Here is a 20755-nt window from a genome sequence, read left to right on the forward strand (position 1 = left end):
TTACGCTCCTTTTGGTGCTGTTGGTGTTTTCACATAGACCTTTTTGTACCAATTATCATGGATTGCCGGTGTAGTTTTAGAAGTTGTCTTTGTCTTAACCATCGGTCTACCACCAGTTGCTAGAATAATTGGGCTTGCGACGAATTTAAGCTCGTTTGTATTCGGTTCAGCTGAATTCGTTTTTGATTTTGATGAAATATTAGGGCGACTCGCTGAACAGTTATACATAACATGACGGGTTGCTTTCACATCACCATCAAACTCAAATAACAGTGCGAATGGTTTCCCTTTTGCATCAGCTAACTCATTTAATACACCATCTGTCTCATCTAATTGTTCACCTAATGCATCAATTGCAAATTGCTCCGGAAGGAGTGCAATATTTAACGTTCCTTCATAACCTTGGTTATTATCTGCTGAGTAATAAAGCATGTCATCGGCATAGAATTCAATTAAATCACCGCGTGGTTCATTTGTTAGTTCAACCGCACCAGGTAATGGAATCGGTGTTCCAAATGTAACTACCCCATCTTTTGTTTCATATGTTGCATAATGGACATTTTTCAATCCAAAACTTACTTTGTTCTCACTCATTTATATCAACCTCGTTTCATAATTTTTTTGAAATAGGTTTTCAGTTTCAATAAAAACCTCATAGGATTCATAAGGAATCTCATAATTGTCTAAGATTTTTTCAAGATTTGCTTCAGCAATTAAATCTTTTTTATTTGTATAAAGCTCGATACTTAAGTTATTTATCTTGTGATATACCTTGTTATCAGCCATTAAATTCGCTGATCCGTCCACAAGAAAACAAATATAAGGTGGCGCTGGAACTGGATTAGTTGGCGTTGCTGTGAAATGTGAATAAGCCACAGGATAACCTGTAGCATCAAGGATTTTCTTTAATTCACCTAATGTCATTGTTGAATCGCCCTTTCGACACGTTCAATTAGTTCATTTATTGCTTTTTCTTCTGCCGGAGCAATGTGAACCTTAGCTGCTACACGGCCACCATTTGCTTTAGCATGTCCCTTTTCCAATAAATGTGTAAGTTGTGGTTTCAATGCATTATAAACAATGATTGCACTGCCATCCTTCTTTTTCCGCCAGCCTTTACCATACTTCCCTGTTTTCTTAGGACTTTTCTGTTTCAATTCATTCACAAGATTGGTCGCAACCTTTTCTTTAGCATCTTCTATATCTTCTTCTACTAGGTTAGCGTATCTTTGCAATTCCCTAGCAATATCACTTGCAAGAGTATCAATATTAGACACCGGCTTTCACCTCACAATAAAGTTCGACCTTTTCATCGTCTCTTTCATACGTGCGGTAAATGCTATATTCTTTATCTCGATACTTCACTTTTCGTTCATCTTGGTAGTCCCAGACATGAACAATTAATATATGACTAGCCTTGATATTACTTTGTCCAGCTTGAAAGAATTCAGATTGAGGAACTGATTTTTTCTTGCAAAATACCTGTCTACTAAACACTTCATTTTCCTCAACTTGACCTAATTCGTCTTTAGTAATTGTTATTACTGGGAATAGTAAAATATCATTCATTTATAGTCACCCGCTAAAGTTAGATGATTTTTAAGCATGTTATAAGATGCTAAAAAACGTTCTGCCTCTTTTGCGTCTGAAATAAAATTAGCTTTTACATACGTAATAATTGCTCTTTTAATTAAAGGATCAGTGTCATCATTTGCCTTGAGATGAGAAACACCAGATAACTTCAAATCATATCGAGATGCTTCAATTAAATCTTCAAGTTCATCATCAAGAGCACTATGTGAGATCCGTACCGCTTTCTTCACAACATCAAGCATCATATTCATTCACCAACTTGCTCTAGCTGTTTTAAAGCTTCCAGAGCGGCATCTTTACCCTTAATCTTTTCACCATTTGGAAGTTCGTAATACCCTCCTCCAACATGGACTGGTCCTTTTGAGCCTTCTTGTTTTACTATAATTCTTTCTTTATTCAAGAAACCTTCATCTTGTAGATACATTACACGTTCTGCGTCATTTGATTCATATGAATCGGCAACACTATAATGAACGAAAGTGAATTTATCTCGAAAAGCTCTTTTTACAACATATTTATTCAACGGTTTCCCACTCACTGTTAAACCTCCTTATACCATAAAGAAAAGCAACTATTATACAGTAGCCGCTTTCTTCACTCGTAAGAATCCATTTTTAGAAATTACGTTACCACCTGCAAAAACAGAACCTCTATGAGCAATCATACCTTGCTTGAATTTAAAGTCTGTAGATCGTTGAACGTCCATATCTGAGAAAATAGTAAGTTGATAGTTTGATAAAGGACCATATGCCATGCTATATTGTCCAGCTGTTGTTTTAGCATCAGAAATAGCCTTACAAGCACTATTAATAATGAATGGTACCCCATCAATTGTTCCAGAATTACCTTGTGATACTACGTTATATACCTTTTTACCATCAGAAGTACGAAGCTTAGCAAATGCTTTTAAATCTAGTTTATTTAAAACCAATACTGCCGCATCTTCTACATCTTCATCCCCACCATAGCTATAGATAATCTCATCCAATGTAGATGCATCAATTGCTGAAATTTCTAAATCTGTTTCTGAATCAATTGCCGTAGCTGCTGCTGAGAAAATACCAACAAGTCGATTTGTAGCACCTGTCCCAATTAAAATTTCACGAGTTAACTTTTTACGAGTAGCTACCGTAATCCCCTTCATTACTTCAGCATCGTAATCAGCTGCTGGTAATTTTTGAAGCTCTTCTGTGTCTTCTGAATAAGCTGTAACTTTTGCTTTTGTGATATCTGCATATCCAAACGTTGTTTCTGATGTATTATAGTCATTACCCTCAGTTGTGTAATCACCTTCTCCATAACTTTTAATGTACGGCTGTTGGTAACTCTCTCCACCTTTTAAAGTTTTAGAAGAAACTCGATCAATCAGTGTAGATACTTCATTGAAAGTTGGACGAATATCCGTTGCACTATGCTTAGGTAAAACTACATTACCACTTCCAACTGTAACAGCACGGTTTTCCATTAGAGCCTGTCCACGCTTTTCAGAAGTCTCTAATTCTACGTCTTGTTTTTGAGGTTCATTGTTAAATGTTTCAACTGTACGCATTTCAGGCATTTGATTATTATTAATCTCCTCTGCTTCTTTTAATAATCTTTGTCGTGTTTCAATTTGTTTTTGTGTTTCTTCAAGATCTCTTAATTCTGTTTCTAATGCTGCTAAATCTACTTCCTTATCACTTTGTAACATTGAGCGAATTTCTGATTTTCTAGTTAAAATTTCTTGTAATGTTTTCAAATGAATCTCTCCCTTATAAATATGTTTTTAAAATTAGTTTTTTACGTAATTCTTTTTGATTGCGTTCCTTCACAAATTGTTTATATGGGTCATGACTTCTAGCTGAAACTTGCGAATCAGGATAAGCCGGGAAAGCTACTGGACTAATCTCTAATAACTTAGCTTTTGTTACACTACGAACTACATTGTCCGGATCTGATTCATCCCATTCTTCTTTGACCATTTGGAACCCAAAGGAAACACCGTCTACATCACCGCGTTTAATCGTCTCGTATGTGTCATTTCCGAGTGTTGTATTGGCTAAGTCTAGTTCAAACCTTAGTCCAATCTCATCTTCAAATAAACGAAGAGTACCATTTTTAGTTCTTCCTAACACTTGCGAAGTGTCATGGCTCCATAAGGCTAATTGATCATCTTGAGTTAAGGACTCTGTAAAAGCTCCTTTTTTAAACTGCTCTTTAAATCGTTGCCAATAGCCCATTGTTACAGATTTCATTCCCCATTTAACTGCATAACCAGAAATTGTTCGAAGGCCATTTTCTAATTCCCTAATTTCAAGAGCACTACTCAGTAGTTCCCTCTTTTCCGTCTTGTTCATTGTCATCACCTCCTTCATCAGTGACATTTCCTTCTTTAACTAAAGCTGTATCTAATCTTCTAATCGGCTTAGATCCACCTTCAATTGGTCCAAGTGAAAGAATTGAACGCCATTCATTTGGTGTCATAGCTCCTCTATCAACCATTTGAACTAAGTCCATCTTTGTACTTAAAGAAGCGTATTGAAGTGAAGAGGATTCAAAGATAATCTTGTTACCAAATCCCCTTTCTCGACGCGAAAAAAGCTTCCTGGTATATTCCCCAGCAAGCTGCATTGCAAATGGCTCAATTTCTGATTCATAATAAGCTGTCCATTCATCCTCGTTGTATTTACTTTGGATAATCTTTTCGTTTGTATTAAAAAAATTATAAATACGTTGTACTGTTTCTTGCATCTGCTTTGAATCTGGTACAAACGCTTCAGGTTTTACTTGTTCTAAATCATATCGCGGATCAGAAGAAGCTGCTCCACCATCATTTGAGATATTCAAATAGTTATTCACAAAGTTTTTAACCTGACTATCAATATCTTCTTGTTTTAATACTGACTTAAACTTAAGAATCCACTTTACTACTGCACTATTTTTAATTGCTTTAACAATACCTTGATCAGTAGTTGTAACAATCTCCATTAACTGAGCTAATGCATTACCAGGATGTTCTCCGAAAAAGTCATTATCATTAAAGTCTTTACGCAAATGAATGATATCTGTATACGGAATCGTCATCTGCTTACCATTTTTAAAATAAAACTTTAAAAAGATGTCTCCCTGTGCACCTTCTACAACTTCAACTGTCGTACATGGAATAGGATAAATCTCAGTAGGATAGCCAAAATCGTCACGCTTAATATAAGCGAATGCATTATGATTCAACTCTAATTGAACAGCCATTTTCTCTTGAAACATTTGTCCTGTCATCAATGGATTAGGCTCTTCCAGTAAAAATCTCATATAGGAATCTGGATTCACCTTAAATTCAGTAGAGTTATCTCGTATATGCTTGGCTATGAGCTTACCAACCGCTTTCGCTTTAGGACGTATACAAGCTCGTATAATGTCACTTTGATAGATGTCCCCATTCCACGCAAAAAAACCTCCACCATTATCGTTTATCATTTCAAAACGAGTTGTAGTAGGAGCCTGTTTCTTTCCAAATATCTTATCAAACAACCCCAAATTCTCACCTCCTTCTTAAATCATATTGAGGTAGTCATTTCGTTTATCTTGAAGAACTACATATGCATTTAAAAGCGCTGCTGTGCCATCAATACGACGTCGTTGGTTCTTTGTTTTATTTGGTTGTATATTTAAATTTTTATCAACATCTATGGCTGTGTTGGAAAGACACCACTTGTCAATCGTGTGGTTATTATAGTTTATTAGCTTAGATTCTAAGTCAGCCCCTAAAAGTTTCATCGGGCTAGAAAGGGTCTGTTTACCTTGTGCGATAGGAATCATCGCTTCCTTCCCGAAATACCCTTGCATGTCCTCAACCCAGTAATTCGCTGACCATTTATCATAGCCAATCCAAGGTAGATAAATGCCATATTCATCTCGTATTTCTAAGAACCATTTCGTGACAAATTTATAATGAACGGAATTTCCCGGTGTTGTTCTTAATATTCCTTGCTCGTGCCATAAATTATATGGAATTTTATCTTCTTTACTTCGCTGCTCCAATAAATCTTCAGGAAGCCAATACATCTGCTTCACATAAATATGCGGGTCCTCTGGAACCATAAAAATAACCTTCGCTGCTGTTAAATCGGTAGTTGAAGATAAATCGCAACCACCAATTCCATAGGAAGGCTTTAGCTTTTCTATATCAAAAGTTTCAGGATTATTTAGTTGTTCAAAAGTCAGCCATGCCTCTGTTGATGTTTCTCTTATATTAAAATCTTTTGTTAGTAAGTTTTTTACTAGCAAAGAATTTGCTTTTGCCTTGTTTACTTTTGTTTCAAGTTGGTCTACCTTTTTTATCGTTCCAAGCCCAGGGTTGGCTTTCTTCCACTTTGACGGGTCAGTCCATTCTTCTCGTTTATCCAGCTCGTAGATTATGGGTAGAAAACGTTCATCTTTATATCCATCCGGATCATCGAGTCCATTTAACAACATTTCTGCTTCTTCATACTTCATATCATACACTGACTCTCGGACAGTCCCCGCTGTTGTAATCATAAATATCATTGGCTGTTCTCGTGAAGAAGTACCATCTACAATAACGTCATATAAGTTTTTATCTTTCCAAGCATGAATTTCATCCATCATTGCTCCATGTACATTAAGTCCATCTAAAGTTTCACTATCAGAACCAAGTGGTTTAAATGTACTATCATTCCATTCAGAAACCATTTCAGATACTAAAGGTTTAATACGCTTTAATAGTGCTGGTGACTTCTTTACCATTCGCTTTGATTCTAACCACACTAATTTCGCTTGGTCTTTCTTAGTTGCTACCGCATAAACTTCTGAACCCGGTTCCCCATCTGCTATTTGCAAATACAATCCAATACCTGAACCAACAGTAGATTTTCCGTTTTTACGAGCAACTACAAGTAATACTTCTCTGTATTTTCTTGTGCCATCTATTTCATGTACAAAACCAAATGCTGCTGCAATAAATGCCTTTTGCCATACTTCTAAAACAATTGGTTTTCCGCCCCATTTTCCCTTTGAGTGCTTACAAAAGTTTTCGATAAACTCAATGGCATGGTTCGCTTTCTTTGAGTCGTATTCATATATACTTTCTTTATCATCAATATCACTTACTAATTTCTTATATATTCTACGAACTTTTTCACTAACAATTTCTTTTCCCGATTCAATAAGGCTGTAATATTCAATGATGGGGTTATAAGACAAAGGATATTGTATCCTCATTTATTCATCACGAAGTCATCAAACCCATCGTCCTTCTCCTTACTTTCAATCGGTTTTTTAGGTATGTAATCACCCAACTGCTTCATTATCGTTTGATAACTTTTATTCATAGCTATATATCTTCTTGCCGCTGGTCTTTCTCTTTCATAAGGCTCTTGATTCTCTGATTGTGAGAACATTTCATCGTAACCATTTTCATCAAGATCTTTACGGACATCTTCTAGTCGGACACGCAAATCTGCCGCTTCAACAATTAGCCCCTCTACTACCAAGAGGGTATCTTTTGGCATTTCTTTATATATACGTTTAAGTCTGTTTATTTCTTTGTTAACCCGCTCTTCTTTTGTTAATTCTTTCTTTATCGCCATAAATAACACCTCATCTCTTCTGCATTTTGGGTAGGGGGGTCACGCGAAATGACCTGTATATTACGTGAAGGTACCTCATCGGTCCTTCGAGAACTCGAAAAAGATTTTGAAATGGGGGGGCTTTTATTTCTTTGGAAATATCAGCGTTCATTTTTTATTTTGATTTTTATTCTTTTTTTATTAAATCCCCACTCTCATCAAACATTACTCCTTCAACAACTGGACTATTCTTCTCATGATGTTCACGATTGTGGCAATCCTGACATAAAAGTTCTAAGTTATGAAAGTTCAATGTAATCTCTGGGTTATTTATATTCTCTGGTGTTATGTAATCCTTATGATGAACAATCTTTCCTGTCCCCTTGCACCTCTCACATAATCCAAATTTAAATTTAAAATATGAATCCCTACACTTCTTCCATGCTGTGGATTTATAAAACCTCTTTGCATATTCCTTTGCCATGCATCCACCTCAAAACAAATAACCGCTCAATGTTGAACGGTTATCCTTTATATAAAGTTATATGAAACCCAATACGGTAAATGAAGTTTTATATAACATAATTGTCTTTAAACCCTATCTATTATTAGGTGGCTTTTGTACGACAAAAATAAAGCTTTTATCTCTTATTGAACAAACTTATATTGAATGCAAATACTCTCAATCACTTCCCTTTCAACATTATATATCCTTATATTATTTTATAAAAAAACATAGATTAATTAACCAAATTACCTTTACACGTATTATAATACGTGTTATAATAAGAGTATAGAAAGGAGGGAATAAGGGAGATGGACATTCTAGATATTTTAGACAAAGTAAGCGGGATTTCTTCTTTCATCTTAGCGATATACATACTTCTCAAAGAAAGCAAAGAAGAAAAAAATAAGCGTCCTCAACGCAAAGGTTCCAGCCGACCAAGCAGAAAACCTAAGCGAAGAAAACGCAAGTAACCCATTGGGAAACTCAACCAACTGGTTGGGTTTCTCAAAAAAATATTATCATCTCCCATATCTATATGTCAAAAACTTCATTGATTTTAAATACTATTTGTTTGTTTTTAACAATTCGTTTCTTTATTGTTACCGACTTTTCTAATTTACAAATGTTAGACATTATCTACCTAATAGTTATTATTTTATGGATTCTGGTCTTCACCATTTCGATTATCAAAAAATTGAAGAAGTAAATCCATTACACTATATTTAGCAGGAGGAAAAGCAAATGAGCACTTACCAAGATCGCTACATCTACCCATCTATTTTTGATTTTTCTGATGAGCAGGTTACTGTTACATTTCCTGACTTAACAGATTGTCATGCTAATGGTAATAACTATGAGGATGCTTTTGAAATGGCTAAAAAGACATTAGCAACTCATCTATATGAAATAGAAGAAAATAAAGGCGCTATTCCGCCAGCATCTAATCCAACTTCTATCCAAACTAAAGACAATCAAGTTATTGGCTTAATAGAAGTATGGATGCCACCGTTCCGTAGTGAAATTGAAAATAAGGCAGTAAAGAAAACATTAACTATTCCTCATTGGCTTGATAAAATGGGAAAAGCTAATAATGTAAACTACTCACAAGTGTTACAAGATGCACTAAAAAAGCATTTAGGTGTTACTGAAAATAAGGATGTATAAAAGAGATGAATTATCTTCATCTCTTTTTTCTATCTCCATAATCAATGAAATAACCCTTTATATTAGGTTAATTTCTTCAACAAATCTTATTCGAATGTCTTTTTAATAATTTCATGAGTACCCCTTAAAGATAAACCTAACAAAACTGTCCCAAGAAGAAAATAAACTATAAAAATGAAATAATACATATACTTGTTAGAATCTATCGGTAAATACGGGAACCAAAAAATAGTTAGTAAAAAGAGTAGTGCAATAAGCATTAGCGTCAAATAATTCATATAAAAGTTTTTGTTCTCTTTTCTAGCTTCTAGACTTTGAAAAGCTATACAAGCAATTGCAATCCCAATTAAACCTATTATTATGCTTATCCCTAACTTAGAAGTCTCCTGAATCATCCCTACTAACATTTCCATATTTCCTATAGCATTAAATACTACAAATAATAGTGTAAAAACCGCCAACAATATAACTAATTGGGCGATTGCTTTAATGTCTTTACGCAATTTCCTCATACAAATCAACCTCCTCTATACAAGAATAAAAGGAGGTTGAAATAAAATCAATAAAACTTAATATAAAGTTAAAATACTTTATATTAATATCTATCTTAATTAAGCTTTCTACAAAAATGACTATTCCTCTTCATATGGTCTATATTTACTACGCAGGACTTCTAGTTCTTTCTTCTTCTCTTCAATGTCTTCACGTAGAAATAAGCTCACTCGTTCCATTTTCTTAAATGGTACAAGTTTACCATCTTTAATCATTTTACTAATTCTCGCTTTACTAATTCCTAAAACATCAATTACCTCTGGTGTCGTTAATACCTCATCATGTAAAAAAGAAAGCAGTTGCTCTTTATCCTCAAACTTGTACACTTTATTCACCTCTTTTTTCTTTAAAAATTCCATAGAGTCTCAATGACGTATTTATTATATAAAGGACTAAAAGAATGATTAACACGATATCCAAAACAGTTTTAAAAATACTCGCTTCGATCGAATCTCGAAAATAAGCAAAGTAAAACAGTGTAACGAAGATAATTAAGATGTTCGATGAATTACTTGTTTTCTTCATATTGTTTACAAATTGGCAAGTTGTTATAATGTGTATAGAAGAGAGAAGGTGGGCTTCTCTCTTCCGCTCAAAATCATTTTCGTTTACGTCTGGCTGGGCGTTTTCGTTTGGTTTTGAGCTTTTTTACTTTTTCGTGGATGACTAGGACTTTTTCAATGATTGTTAATGCTGTAAGTATCATTCCTAGTATCAGTGCTAACTTTGCCAATTTGTTTCCCCCCTTTCGTTCTTTCTATATTTATTATAACACATCTGTTTACCTAAGTAAATAGATTACATGCATTTTCTGATTGTTTTTTGATGTTTTTATCAATTTTATTTCTAATCAAATATACGTTTCTCCTTTGATATTTTACTTATCTACTACCAGAAACCAAAACAAAAAGCACCCAATCCGGATGCCTTTTGTTCAATAGAAAAGACTATATAATACCCTTATTTTTAATGGTAATTTAGATGCTATTTAAAATACTCAGCATCATCATTATTCCACGTTAAGCACTCTTTCCCACAAATTACACAATTACACAATTACTCATTTTCTTATCATTAAACAGATAGCCACGTAATATCCCTTGTTCTTTTCTAGCCTTTTCTTTTATCTCATTATCTCATTAAATTATAGACATATTAACGGAGTTAGATAAATCGAGCAAAGAATGAATGGGAAATTTATACTCAAGATTACAAAACAATGGATTTTAATAAACTTGATTAAACAACTGTATCAAGTCCATCCAGATATACATTATATCCATATCTTTTGAGAATACTTGTTAGTTCTTTACCATCCCAAAGTTCAATATTGTGATTTTGCGCATATGTTTTAGCCAATCCTTCAAAATACCCATGTGTAATTAGTATCCCCTTTTCTATCTGTTGTTTCTGCATAACATCGAATACATACTCAACAGAATGAACATCGACCATATTAAACATTTTTTCTACATTCACTAAAAGATACTTTCCATTTGACAATGAAATTTGAAGATCTTTTCCCCAACTCTCTTCATTTAAAATTGTTATCTTCCCAGCCCCATAAATTTTCTCTAATAATTCATTAACTAAATCTAAAAATTTTTCTTGTGATAAACTTCTTAAAATAATAGGAGGTGTACTCAACGAACTATCCAGATTATTTCGGAATCTATAAACCGGTTCACCAATCTTAAAAAGTTCCCCAAAACTACTATATTCTAATCCGAATCTTTGAATTAGATCTTTATCAATTTGACCATCAGGATTTTCACATCCTTCTCGTAATAGTTTAATTAAGTTCCCCTCACTTCTCCATAATCCAAACTTTTTAGCAATATTCTCATCCACCTCATCGTATGTGAATTGCAGGAAACCTTTGATGAAATCCACATTATCAATTGCTTCTGTCATAAACTGAGGCCATTTTAAAGATATAGCTATTAATTTACCAAGCTGTTCCAATGATAAACCTATTAACTGTCCTTTTGAGTCTTTAGGCTGCCTTAAGAGTCCCAATTCATCTGAAAGATATGCATATAAACGAAATATATTAAGAAATTGTTTAATTCTTCTTGGATTATAATCTAAATAAGGGGCAATCATTACTATAACGTTTTTAACCGAAATTGAATCTTCAGCCTCTAAGAACACCCTTAAATCATCTTGATGCACTTTTTTCGCACCCATCGCAGTTTCTTCTTGTTCAGTTAATTCTGATGATACGGTAGAATTAACATTATTTCTATCAAAAGCCCAAGCCAAAGTTCGCCTACCTATATTAAGCATTTTATTTTTAATTTTTAAATTTTGTTCAGTTTCGTTTGACCTTATTGCTACTTTATCTAAAAATCTTTTAAAATCAGTTTGATTTGGCTTTGGTACCCGAAATGGAACTTGAATAAATTTTTCTATGTAAGAATATCCATATTGAAGCCCTTGCTGAGCAACTGACAGAGGATTAGTTTTTCCCTCTTCATCTAATGCACTAGGCGCTAAATAAGTTAATAGCTTTTCATGATGCATCGCATATCCTGCTGCAACCTTTTTACGATCCATTGCTATAATAAATATAATTTGAGGATAGTCATGAATCATCATATTAATTGCTTGCATTATCTCCGCAGCTTTACCTGCATCACATCTATCTAAATCGTCGATATACAAATAAACTCGACTATTACCAACATAATTTTCAATCATTAAACGAAAATCTTCGTGAAATTGATTTATTAACTCTAAGTGATCTTGGTATTTTGGATTATTAATATATTTATTAAGGTTTTGCTCCAATAGCCCTGAAACAGTAGTTCTCAACTCCTTAAAAACTATTATCAACCATGGGAAAATAGGAACAAATTTCACAGCTAATTCAATCAATGGTTTATTAGTTGAATCTATCGGACTTAAGTTTAAGAAAACATCCCAAATGGGTTGGGCGACTGTATTAAAATAAACAATTGGTAAAGCAATCAAGAATACTAAGAAAATAATATCAAAAAGCCAAATCGGGATTCGATGAAATAAATTCGCCCAAAATTTAGATTCTTTAGTTTGTAACTTTTTCCATCTTAGCCTTCTTCTTAACCATGGACGAATCAGAAATGAACGTTGTTCAGAAATTTGTTGAAGAAAACTGAGAGCAAAAGCTGCCCACACTTCTTCTTGCTTATTATATCTCCAAGAATCAAACCAAACAGAATAAGAATTAGGTTCAGATTTTTTCAGATTCCCTTGCAACTGTTTCATAAATGATGTTTTTCCAGCCCCCCATTCACCTTCAATTGAAATTGTAAGTGGTGCTTTCGTTGCAGGATCTCGAATAAAGTTTGCAATTCCTTCTATATATGGTTTAAACCCCAAAGAATCATCTGAACTTGGGCTATCATTAATAAAATTACCTCCAACAGATTCCCTTTGTTCGTTTTGTGCATACACTTGTTTTTTCCCTCCTACAAATTACTACATTTTGTAACATTTTTCAGTTTACCATATTGTTGAAATTATAGATATGATATACTTATACTTTTAAAATATCAATTAATTTCCAAATCCCCAAAAGCTCCATACCCCAATGAATCTATATTAACTACTGTCCACACTGTTTTAGATTGAAGCAATCAGTCTAAGGATTCGAGTGATAAAAAACCATACTAGGCAATACAAAATGACCTAGAAAAAGCAAGTCAAACCAGATATTTTATATACAGACAAATAAATGAGAGTCTCATCCACAATTGCAGAAGAGGCTCTCATTTACCTGTCTTGCTATTTTCTTTTCAGCACGTTCTATCATAGATTGTACTGTACTGCATGTAATGTTAAGATACCTAGCAATCTCTCTATACGTTAAACAATATCCCCTAGACATTAAATAAACTTCCTTCTCCCGCTCTGTTAACAATGATAAAGCATCTTCTAACCTAATCTTATCCCATTCACCAATTGCATGTTCTTGTTGATGATTATCCCACTCATATAAGTTATCATCCATGCTACGAAAATATCTTTGCATCAGTAACGGATCGCATGCTCTTTCCCTTTGATATGCCGCTAACCTTTCAACCCCTCTAGGATTTCCCGGTCTTCTCGCCTTTTTCATCCATTCTAAGGAATAAGAAATGTCACTTATCATATCAGTTAGAATCTTTACATCTTCCTCTTTAGCATCTTTTTGGGCTTCTCTTAATTGCTTTAAAGCCGTATTATATTGGTTAATCAAATCCTGCATAACCAATCCCCTCCTTATAAACAAAAAAGAACACCGTATATAGACTGTACTTCTCTACATAACAGTGTTCTTTTATTACTTTCATATTTAATTTCTACGCTTCTCTCACTAAACAAGTGACTTACTACTTATATAGTCAGAGAAACGGAAAACCGTTCCTCATAGACACAAATCTGTAAGTGTAGCTAATTGCTTCTAATTAGTTTGGTAAAGTTCAAGAGAGAAATAAAGTGTTGAGGTGCCCCACGCCTCTTTGAACCGAGGAAAGTATGGTTAGCAATTGGACATTCGGAAGGAACATCCTCGGCTCAAAGAGAGGTGTAACCCTCTCCCTCGTTGGTCGGACCCTTACTTACGTTTATTCGTGAGTAAACTATAATTAATTGCCCTAGCCCGAGAAATTTAGATAAATCAAGAAACAACATACAGTACCATTTCCGTGGCAGTTCTTATGACACCTTTAATGATACAGGAAATTTATAAATGTTATTATCAAATTTTTATCAAATTTTTATTGAATATTTATTGAATATTTATATTCTTGCTTACTAAAATTAATACACACTTTCTACCATTTTTTAGTTTGATATAAAAAAAGCATCTATTAGATGCTTTTTTATGTAAATTTAAATTTTAAATACTTTTAAAAAATACTATGATGACAGAAACAATCGGAATTAAAATTCCACTAAAAGTAAAGTATAGCCCTAAATTAAAATATCTTAATTTAACATGTGTAATTTGAGATAATGTTACTATTTGTGTAGCCAAATCAATATTTTTTTCATTTGATGTTAAATTATATTTCCCTGCAACTGTATCTAAATAAGCTTGAGGATTAAAATCCTTAATTACTTCATAAAACATCAAATTCCCATTAGCCTGAGATCCATTAACAACATTATTTTGTATTTTTGAAGATGTATTGAATTGTGGTAAAAATGAAACAAGATTAATAATAATACTTATTAAAATAATTGCACACCCCATAATCAAGGCTGTTTTAATAAATGAATCACTTGCCTTATCCACAACCTTATCAAAAATACCAAATACAATCACTCCATTAAAAGTTAATAATGCAGCATTTTTTGTTTCGGCAAATTTCAACCATTCTCTGATATCTTCATATATGCTTTTTAAAATTTCTATACACCTCACAACTACAATAATATTTTCTGATTTAATTCAGGAAAATGTTCTTTTGCTGCTTCACAAGCCGCTTTTACACTTTTGTCAAAATCATCTACATATTCACTAAGGTTAATCCCTGCTAAATTTTCAGGATTAAACCATTTCACTTGATCATGACCATTATTTTTGATATGTCGATCATTAGTTCGAGCAATAAATATAATACCTGATATTCTCCTCGATGGGTTAGGAATATCAAATGTACGTACAGGCCTCAACTCATTCCCAAAATTAATTTCTATTTCAAAGTCTTGTTTATAACTCTCAACAAGAGCTGTTTCAAAATCTTTAAACACATTTAATTGCCCGCAACCAAACTCCCACTTGCCAGCCGCCGTACGTTTTGTTTGTGGACGTTTACCCAATAAAATATGTCCATCATTATTAAAACAAACTGCTACACAATGAACTTCGGATATCCTCTGAACAGGTACTAACGGGGTAATTGTATGCTCATCATTTAATGGTCTTGTATCTTCTATTATTTCTATGAATTTTTGTACTTCCTCATCTTTTCCTAAATCCTTAAAAATTCTATCTATGTATTTTATTTTTGATTCAGGATTCTCATTTTGCGATAACATGTCGATCAATAATGGTGACTTATTAATAATGTCATCATAATCGAAAGTCTCATCTATTTTATTCCACTTATCATAAAAATAAACTATTGGGTAAAGCCTATCATTCCAAATACCTTTTAACTTTTGATAGTTTACTATCCTAAAAGCCTCATCAACATTATATTTTTGCTCACTTTCAGCCTTAGCTTCAAGATCTCGTCTTAATGATAAGATATATACTAATTCCGGACTTACTACAATCTTCCGTTTATGTGCATATCTTGAAAGGCGAAATCCCCTATCTATATCTGGTCCTAAAAAATCTTTTGCTCCTTCTCCTCTTACTCCATCTACAAGGAATACTATATTTTTTGAAGATCCACCTATATTCTCTTCCTTAGTTTTATCTTCGACTTGCGCGAGCCAAATAGTTGATTTACAGTCAAGATTCTTTTTAGTTATTGGAAACTTCCTATTCAACTCTTGATTTAATGCTTTAATTACATCTAAAGCATATTTAGGCGCGTTATAAAGCTCCCTTAGGTCTGTTACCCTTTTATAAAATAAAACCTCATCACCAATATGTTTCCAAACTTTTATACCTTCGTGTAATAGTGTCAATTTTTCCTTAATCATTAAATAAAAATCTTCTACAACAGGCGGCCAATCATCTGAAAACTTAGCTTTAAAACTAGTAGAATTAACAAGGTCAAATGAATAAAAAATATATATTCCAGATAAATTTGCCTCTGTACCCATAATTTTTTGAACAGCCGTCAGTTTTCCTGTAACTGCAGAAACATCTATTTGCACAACTTAATCCTCCCAACTAAATAAACCTAACCATCTTCCTCTCGTTTTTACTGCTGGAACAGATACATTAAAATATTCAGCAATTGGCTCTAAATAGTATTTACCATGTCGGAAATTTTCATTTGCAAATTTAATAAACTGCTTTTCTGGCATTAAAAACGCTCCAGCAAATTCATTTGCCTCATTTTCTTCTGTGCCATATCCATACCGATAATAAACCGAATCTTTGTATTCCTGACTTTTATCCCACTCTTTTTGATCAATTAAATACTTCATATGAATAAACAAATGACCAAGTTCGTGAGCGATAGAAAACCTTCTTCTTTTTTCACACGCTTCTCTTTGTAGAGTAATTCTAAATTTCTTTTTATTCTCCGAAGATAATCTTTCGATTTTAGCTTCCATTCCATCTTCTAAACTATCAACATATCGAAGTTCTCCACCTAATGCTCCTGGAATCTCTTCAATTTCAACTGGTATCTCTAAATTGAGTATATCATGCAAGTTATAAGCAAGCTCATTAATCGCTTCTCGTCTAGACATAACATCACATCTCCCCTCTATTTTAGTATATCATACACAACGTACACTTGTTCACCTCCTTTTCTAATTTTAAATTATGTTATTATAATATATTTTAATCACCTTATTTTCCTGTTTACACCCATATAATAAACCGATATTTATTTTCAAAGTATTTATCAGAATAACATTACCTTTAAGTTATATTTTCCCCTGAACATCCCTTAAGTTGTTCAATAGCTATCTTCTCTGCATGCTCCTCACTATCTATCAAAGAGAACCCTTGATCAATAGAACTCCAAAACTCATATCCACAATCCTCCATCCACCTATAAACTTCTGTTGTATACAAATTATCTTTTCTTTTTATAATTTGTACTTTATATTGTTTACTTGGTGAAAAATACTCTCTCACAACTTGTTCCATTATTTCATTCTCTCCTTAAAAGTATTCCTACTGTTAATTTACAAAAAAAAGAAGTCATCTATTTATACGGATAAATGACTCAATTTGGTTGATTATAAGGTTAAAAATTCTCACATAATGCCTATATATATCTATACATAAAAACAAACTATCTCGTACCTCTTTATTTAACTTTCTACTTCCATGTCAAAATTTTATTAAAAAAAGTAGATACATAGGTTTCCTTTGTTATATCCATAAAAAAGATTTTCGCCGGCCCCTCTGGATTAAAATGTCTTCTAGCGGTCTCCAACCCTCGAACCATTACATATAAGGCTCCATAAAAGGTAGTGTAAGTAGCCACTTTGATTCCCATAATAGTCGCTGGCTTTTGTAAAAACTCTTCTATAAAGATTAATCCTGTCGTTACTAAAATTATTAAACCAAGGCTATACTCGAATAATCCATATAGAAATACTGTACTCTTATTTTGTTTTAATCTATAAAAAACATGAGAAACTTTTAAGAAAATACACATAAAAACCCCCAATATAATACAGCTGATAAAGGTTTTAAAATTAATTGTTCCACCAACATTTTCTGCTATAAAGTAAAAACTCCATTTCACTCCCAGCAAATAAAATAAAGCAGTAAAAATATATAGTGCATATGCTGCACCTACAGGTAATATAAATCTAAATATATTTATCTTCGAGTTCTTTTTTTTAATGTCCTCTTTATTTCGGGACTCCTTACAAACTTTTCCTTTTAACTCTTCTATAATAATATTTTTAACCAAAGGTTTTATCTCACTTTTTATTTCAACTTTAATTTCTTCTCTGAGTTCCTCTATAGCCTCCTCCAAAATATTTTCTATGATTTTTTTATTCATCAGAAACTTTATCTCCCTCTTTGAATTTTTTCACCAGTGGCTTATTTCACTTAAAAGATTATCTCACAAAAAACCTAAAATCAATATATAAAAATAAAACATCATTTGGATTTTCATATTATTCTTCAACTTCAATTTCCAACTTATAAGCCAACTCACACAAAGCCTTATTCCTCTTCCTATAATAATCCGGCTGAGACATATTCAATAGCCTACACATCTTTATCCAACTAGGCTTCTCTTTCCCTAGATAAGCTAACTCAATAAGTTGCTTATCCCATGCATCCAGCTTCTCTACACCTTTTCTTATTTCTTGGATATAGTTGATTCGTTCTAAAAGCGTTTTACTCATGCCGATCACCTTACCATTTTGTACACGTTCAATATCCCTTTCATCTATACTTGATAAAAATAAATGATACTTTTTCAAAGCTTGAAGCACATTCTTTTTCGTCTGCTCTTTGTTAAGAACAGGTAGGGCAATATCCAACATACTCTCACTCCTTCACTATTTTCAAAAATGTATCCAACGGCATAACTACCAACCACGGTTTTCTATCCGCTTTTATTGCTAATGCATCTGGCTGTTCACGTTCATCCTCTAACCAGTTATATAACGTCTTGAATCCCTCTTTCCTCGCTTTTACTTCCCATTCAAGACCTAAACCCTTCACATCGTTTGAATACCCGTCCATCGCACCAGAGAGCGGTACACGAGTACCACCTATCAAACTAGCAAATTCTCTTTCACGTCTCATACCTTTATCTCTTTGACTTTTCCCCATTTATAAATCTCCATTTCTTTAAAAAGATTATTTTGTTAATTTCCAATATGCAATATTGCATATTCTGTACTTTCAATTTTCATACATGCAATAATTTATTTATAAAAATACAAAGTTCTGTTAAGGGTGATTTTATATGAACAAGTTCAGAAAGAAGATAATTAAATCTTTACAAACATTTTGGGGATGCTTAGCATTCGGTGGATTAATGTTTGCTATCTTCTTAATTATGGATCTAACAGATACACCTTTAAATACATTAGGCTGGAGAGACTGGCTAGGTTCTGCAGTAGGTGCAGCCATTGTAGCTGTTGGAATATTTAGTTTAAATAAATTGGATTTAAAATAAATATTCCGTCAATACTATAGATACACCAGTCTCCAATTCCCCTGGAGATGAGCAGTTAGCTTTTGCTAGCTGCTCTTTTATTTGTAATCTTTCTAGACTTCTGTTACTTTCCACTTCCGAAAAACTCGTCTACCCACTTTTCAACTTTTACAACTTCTTGCCTTAATTGCTCTGCCAACTCTGCGATTTCAGCTTGAGCACCTTTCCCTTTTCGACGCTTATTGTAGAAATCTAAAAGCCCCCGTAAATTGACTGTTAATACTAGATTAGTTGTAGCTGCGTTTGGAAGTACGCTACGAGCATCCTCAGCAGGAATTCCTAATGTTCTAAGCAGATCATAATCACTTTGTAGTTTGCACATCATCTCATTGTAAGCTTTAACTACTTGTTCTCCTTTTGCTTTAACCGTTTCAGGCACTACAAAATCAAATCCACCTATCTTATCATCGCTTCCCATGCGTACATATCTTTGAGATTGGACTGAGTAACTGAATCCTACACGGTGACGGGTTAACTGTGTAAGTAATGCCCTACTAACTCCTTCTACTGCGAAGGTATATGTTAAATGCTCCAGTGTTGAAGTATGTCCAGAACCTACAATATGTCTAATGAGCCGATCTACTTCTTTTCCACCTTTCCCATCAGTTGCTTTTCCTTTGAAGTACTTCTCTCCCTCTAAAGTTGCAATCCTACTAGGTCTATTTGGCGAGTAGCACGTACGGATTGCTGATAAAGCTATCACTTGCCCATGGGTAGGATCAAAACCTTCCTCTCCAATACCAGATACAAGTGATAAATAATTAACAAATTCCTCAGATAATTGCGTATGTGCTAGTAGCTTTACATCCATATTTGAATTCTCCATTTCTTAATGAATTTGTAACCTTGTTAGACAAGTTTTCATATGCTGTAATTAGTCCTTTCTTATAAATTAAGCTCGTCACTTGAATTATAAAAATGGGTTTACATCCTATAACCTTTTCAGGAATCATCCATATTTTATTTCTGAAAAAGTGCTTTTGTTTTACTGAAAGGTGGTTGCGGAAACAACCGCCTTTTTATTTATGACACAATGAAATGTTTATAGAAAATACACACAACTAAATCTACATAATTTCATATGATAGATTGCATCATTTCTTTTTAGAGTGGATAGTCGTTACAGAAGGGCACTTTTCAACGTGCTCTTCTATTTACATACCAAATAGCGTTTTTTTAAATTACTCTGATTCAATTCCCTCATGGTATAATCTGTATAATTCATTTTTCGGGAAAGGATAACAAAATGAGAGAATACTTTGGTTTTATTTCAATGTTTTTAACTTCAATCGTGTTTTTTGCTTCATTATCTGGGCATACAAACAATTACTTAATTTATTTAATACCTATCTCAATTGTTTTAGCTATTCTTGCCCCAAAAGGAGATACAGCGAAAAAAATTACTTTTGCTATGTTAATTATTTTAGGTATTTTAATTACTTGCGCATTAATTATTGGTGCTATTATTGGCGCTGGAATGGCTGAATCGCAACTACAACATTTGAAATAATTCTTTTTCTCTCAAATAACTATTTTGTTTAAATTTACCTAAATTCACATTGAATTTTCTTAACATTCGA

Annotated in this window: 29 protein-coding genes; 4 read left to right on the plus strand and 25 right to left on the minus strand. The window is 33.3% G+C overall.

Annotation, left to right across the window (positions count from 1 at the left end):
* From EKQ63_RS19535 to EKQ63_RS19590, 12 genes are all read right to left on the minus strand, one after another.
* A complete protein-coding gene (locus EKQ63_RS19535; protein WP_001293690.1) occupies positions 1-594 on the minus strand; it encodes a major tail protein in 594 nt (197 codons plus the stop codon).
* Entirely contained in the window at positions 595-924 is a 330-nt protein-coding gene (locus tag EKQ63_RS19540; protein ID WP_000172073.1) for a hypothetical protein, read from the minus strand.
* Positions 921-1277 carry an HK97 gp10 family phage protein gene (locus EKQ63_RS19545; protein ID WP_000065124.1) on the minus strand — a complete coding sequence of 119 codons (357 nt, stop codon included), beginning with the start codon at positions 1275-1277 and terminating at the stop codon, positions 921-923. Before EKQ63_RS19545 ends, EKQ63_RS19540 begins: the two co-directional genes overlap by 4 nt.
* Entirely contained in the window at positions 1270-1569 is a 300-nt protein-coding gene (locus EKQ63_RS19550; RefSeq protein WP_136997368.1) for a phage head closure protein, read from the minus strand. Before EKQ63_RS19550 ends, EKQ63_RS19545 begins: the two co-directional genes overlap by 8 nt.
* Positions 1566-1838, minus strand: a complete 273-nt coding sequence (locus EKQ63_RS19555; protein WP_000979030.1) for a head-tail connector protein — start codon at positions 1836-1838, stop codon at positions 1566-1568. The genes EKQ63_RS19550 and EKQ63_RS19555 overlap by 4 nt, the downstream gene beginning before the upstream one ends.
* Positions 1839-1840: 2 nt before the next feature.
* On the minus strand, positions 1841-2131 hold the full coding sequence (locus EKQ63_RS19560; RefSeq protein ID WP_074569694.1) for a hypothetical protein: 291 nt from the start codon (positions 2129-2131) through the stop codon (positions 1841-1843).
* Positions 2132-2167: 36 nt separating this feature from the next.
* Positions 2168-3331 carry a phage major capsid protein gene (locus EKQ63_RS19565; RefSeq protein ID WP_136997370.1) on the minus strand — a complete coding sequence of 388 codons (1164 nt, stop codon included), beginning with the start codon at positions 3329-3331 and terminating at the stop codon, positions 2168-2170.
* Positions 3332-3344: 13 nt separating this feature from the next.
* The gene (locus EKQ63_RS19570; RefSeq protein ID WP_143881432.1) at positions 3345-3929 is read right to left on the minus strand and encodes an HK97 family phage prohead protease; all 585 of its coding nucleotides are present in this window, start codon (positions 3927-3929) and stop codon (positions 3345-3347) included.
* Positions 3895-5106 (minus strand): phage portal protein, encoded by a 1212-nt coding sequence (locus EKQ63_RS19575; RefSeq protein WP_078400380.1) that lies wholly within the window; start codon positions 5104-5106, stop codon positions 3895-3897. The genes EKQ63_RS19570 and EKQ63_RS19575 overlap by 35 nt, the downstream gene beginning before the upstream one ends.
* Positions 5107-5121: 15 nt before the next feature.
* On the minus strand, positions 5122-6810 hold the full coding sequence (locus EKQ63_RS19580) for a terminase large subunit (protein ID WP_143881433.1): 1689 nt from the start codon (positions 6808-6810) through the stop codon (positions 5122-5124).
* Positions 6807-7178, minus strand: a complete 372-nt coding sequence (locus EKQ63_RS19585) for a hypothetical protein (protein WP_000985226.1) — start codon at positions 7176-7178, stop codon at positions 6807-6809. Before EKQ63_RS19585 ends, EKQ63_RS19580 begins: the two co-directional genes overlap by 4 nt.
* Positions 7179-7344: 166 nt before the next feature.
* Entirely contained in the window at positions 7345-7641 is a 297-nt protein-coding gene (locus EKQ63_RS19590; RefSeq protein WP_143881434.1) for an HNH endonuclease, read from the minus strand.
* A 332-nt stretch (positions 7642-7973) separates the two neighbouring features.
* Between EKQ63_RS19590 and EKQ63_RS29950 the strand changes: the two genes are divergently transcribed.
* Entirely contained in the window at positions 7974-8135 is a 162-nt protein-coding gene (locus tag EKQ63_RS29950; RefSeq protein WP_000352022.1) for a hypothetical protein, read from the plus strand.
* 271 nt (positions 8136-8406) lie between these two features.
* Positions 8407-8829, plus strand: coding sequence for a type II toxin-antitoxin system HicB family antitoxin (locus EKQ63_RS19595; RefSeq protein WP_143881435.1), 423 nt, complete (start codon positions 8407-8409; stop codon positions 8827-8829).
* 86 nt (positions 8830-8915) lie between these two features.
* Here the strand turns inward: EKQ63_RS19595 and EKQ63_RS19600 are convergent, their stop codons facing one another.
* The 12 genes from EKQ63_RS19600 to EKQ63_RS19655 form a co-directional block, all read right to left on the minus strand.
* Positions 8916-9341 (minus strand): hypothetical protein, encoded by a 426-nt coding sequence (locus EKQ63_RS19600; protein WP_046957652.1) that lies wholly within the window; start codon positions 9339-9341, stop codon positions 8916-8918.
* Between the two features lie 120 nt (positions 9342-9461).
* Positions 9462-9740 (minus strand): helix-turn-helix transcriptional regulator, encoded by a 279-nt coding sequence (locus tag EKQ63_RS19605; RefSeq protein ID WP_143881436.1) that lies wholly within the window; start codon positions 9738-9740, stop codon positions 9462-9464.
* Between the two features lie 239 nt (positions 9741-9979).
* Positions 9980-10114 (minus strand): hypothetical protein, encoded by a 135-nt coding sequence (locus EKQ63_RS30500; RefSeq protein ID WP_001086026.1) that lies wholly within the window; start codon positions 10112-10114, stop codon positions 9980-9982.
* Between the two features lie 506 nt (positions 10115-10620).
* Entirely contained in the window at positions 10621-12819 is a 2199-nt protein-coding gene (locus tag EKQ63_RS19615; protein WP_143881437.1) for a P-loop NTPase fold protein, read from the minus strand.
* Positions 12820-13108: 289 nt separating this feature from the next.
* Complete coding sequence (locus EKQ63_RS19620) at positions 13109-13612, minus strand: sigma-70 family RNA polymerase sigma factor (protein ID WP_143881438.1); 504 nt, start codon at positions 13610-13612, stop codon at positions 13109-13111.
* Between the two features lie 633 nt (positions 13613-14245).
* Positions 14246-14722, minus strand: coding sequence for a Pycsar system effector family protein (locus EKQ63_RS19625; RefSeq protein ID WP_143881439.1), 477 nt, complete (start codon positions 14720-14722; stop codon positions 14246-14248).
* Positions 14723-14775: 53 nt separating this feature from the next.
* The gene (locus EKQ63_RS19630; protein WP_143881440.1) at positions 14776-16182 is read right to left on the minus strand and encodes an NUDIX hydrolase; all 1407 of its coding nucleotides are present in this window, start codon (positions 16180-16182) and stop codon (positions 14776-14778) included.
* 3 nt (positions 16183-16185) lie between these two features.
* The gene (locus EKQ63_RS19635) at positions 16186-16725 is read right to left on the minus strand and encodes an ImmA/IrrE family metallo-endopeptidase (RefSeq protein ID WP_143881441.1); all 540 of its coding nucleotides are present in this window, start codon (positions 16723-16725) and stop codon (positions 16186-16188) included.
* Between the two features lie 175 nt (positions 16726-16900).
* Positions 16901-17131 (minus strand): hypothetical protein, encoded by a 231-nt coding sequence (locus EKQ63_RS19640; protein WP_143881442.1) that lies wholly within the window; start codon positions 17129-17131, stop codon positions 16901-16903.
* A gap of 175 nt (positions 17132-17306) precedes the next feature.
* Complete coding sequence (locus EKQ63_RS19645; RefSeq protein ID WP_143881443.1) at positions 17307-18002, minus strand: hypothetical protein; 696 nt, start codon at positions 18000-18002, stop codon at positions 17307-17309.
* Positions 18003-18120: 118 nt separating this feature from the next.
* The gene (locus tag EKQ63_RS19650; RefSeq protein ID WP_143881444.1) at positions 18121-18495 is read right to left on the minus strand and encodes an ArpU family phage packaging/lysis transcriptional regulator; all 375 of its coding nucleotides are present in this window, start codon (positions 18493-18495) and stop codon (positions 18121-18123) included.
* A gap of 4 nt (positions 18496-18499) precedes the next feature.
* On the minus strand, positions 18500-18787 hold the full coding sequence (locus EKQ63_RS19655) for a hypothetical protein (protein ID WP_143881445.1): 288 nt from the start codon (positions 18785-18787) through the stop codon (positions 18500-18502).
* A gap of 136 nt (positions 18788-18923) precedes the next feature.
* Between EKQ63_RS19655 and EKQ63_RS19660 the strand changes: the two genes are divergently transcribed.
* On the plus strand, positions 18924-19136 hold the full coding sequence (locus EKQ63_RS19660; protein ID WP_001032092.1) for a hypothetical protein: 213 nt from the start codon (positions 18924-18926) through the stop codon (positions 19134-19136).
* Between the two features lie 103 nt (positions 19137-19239).
* Here the strand turns inward: EKQ63_RS19660 and thyX are convergent, their stop codons facing one another.
* Positions 19240-19986 (minus strand): FAD-dependent thymidylate synthase, encoded by a 747-nt coding sequence (gene thyX / locus EKQ63_RS19665; RefSeq protein ID WP_143881446.1) that lies wholly within the window; start codon positions 19984-19986, stop codon positions 19240-19242.
* Between the two features lie 435 nt (positions 19987-20421).
* Here thyX and EKQ63_RS19675 point away from each other — a divergent pair, with 435 nt between their 5' ends.
* The gene (locus EKQ63_RS19675; RefSeq protein ID WP_080773562.1) at positions 20422-20685 is read left to right on the plus strand and encodes a hypothetical protein; all 264 of its coding nucleotides are present in this window, start codon (positions 20422-20424) and stop codon (positions 20683-20685) included.
* Positions 20686-20755: the final 70 nt, after the last annotated feature.

The organism is Bacillus sp. BD59S (genome assembly GCF_007363175.1).
Taxonomy (GTDB): Bacteria; Bacillota; Bacilli; order Bacillales; family Bacillaceae_G; genus Bacillus_A; species Bacillus_A pacificus.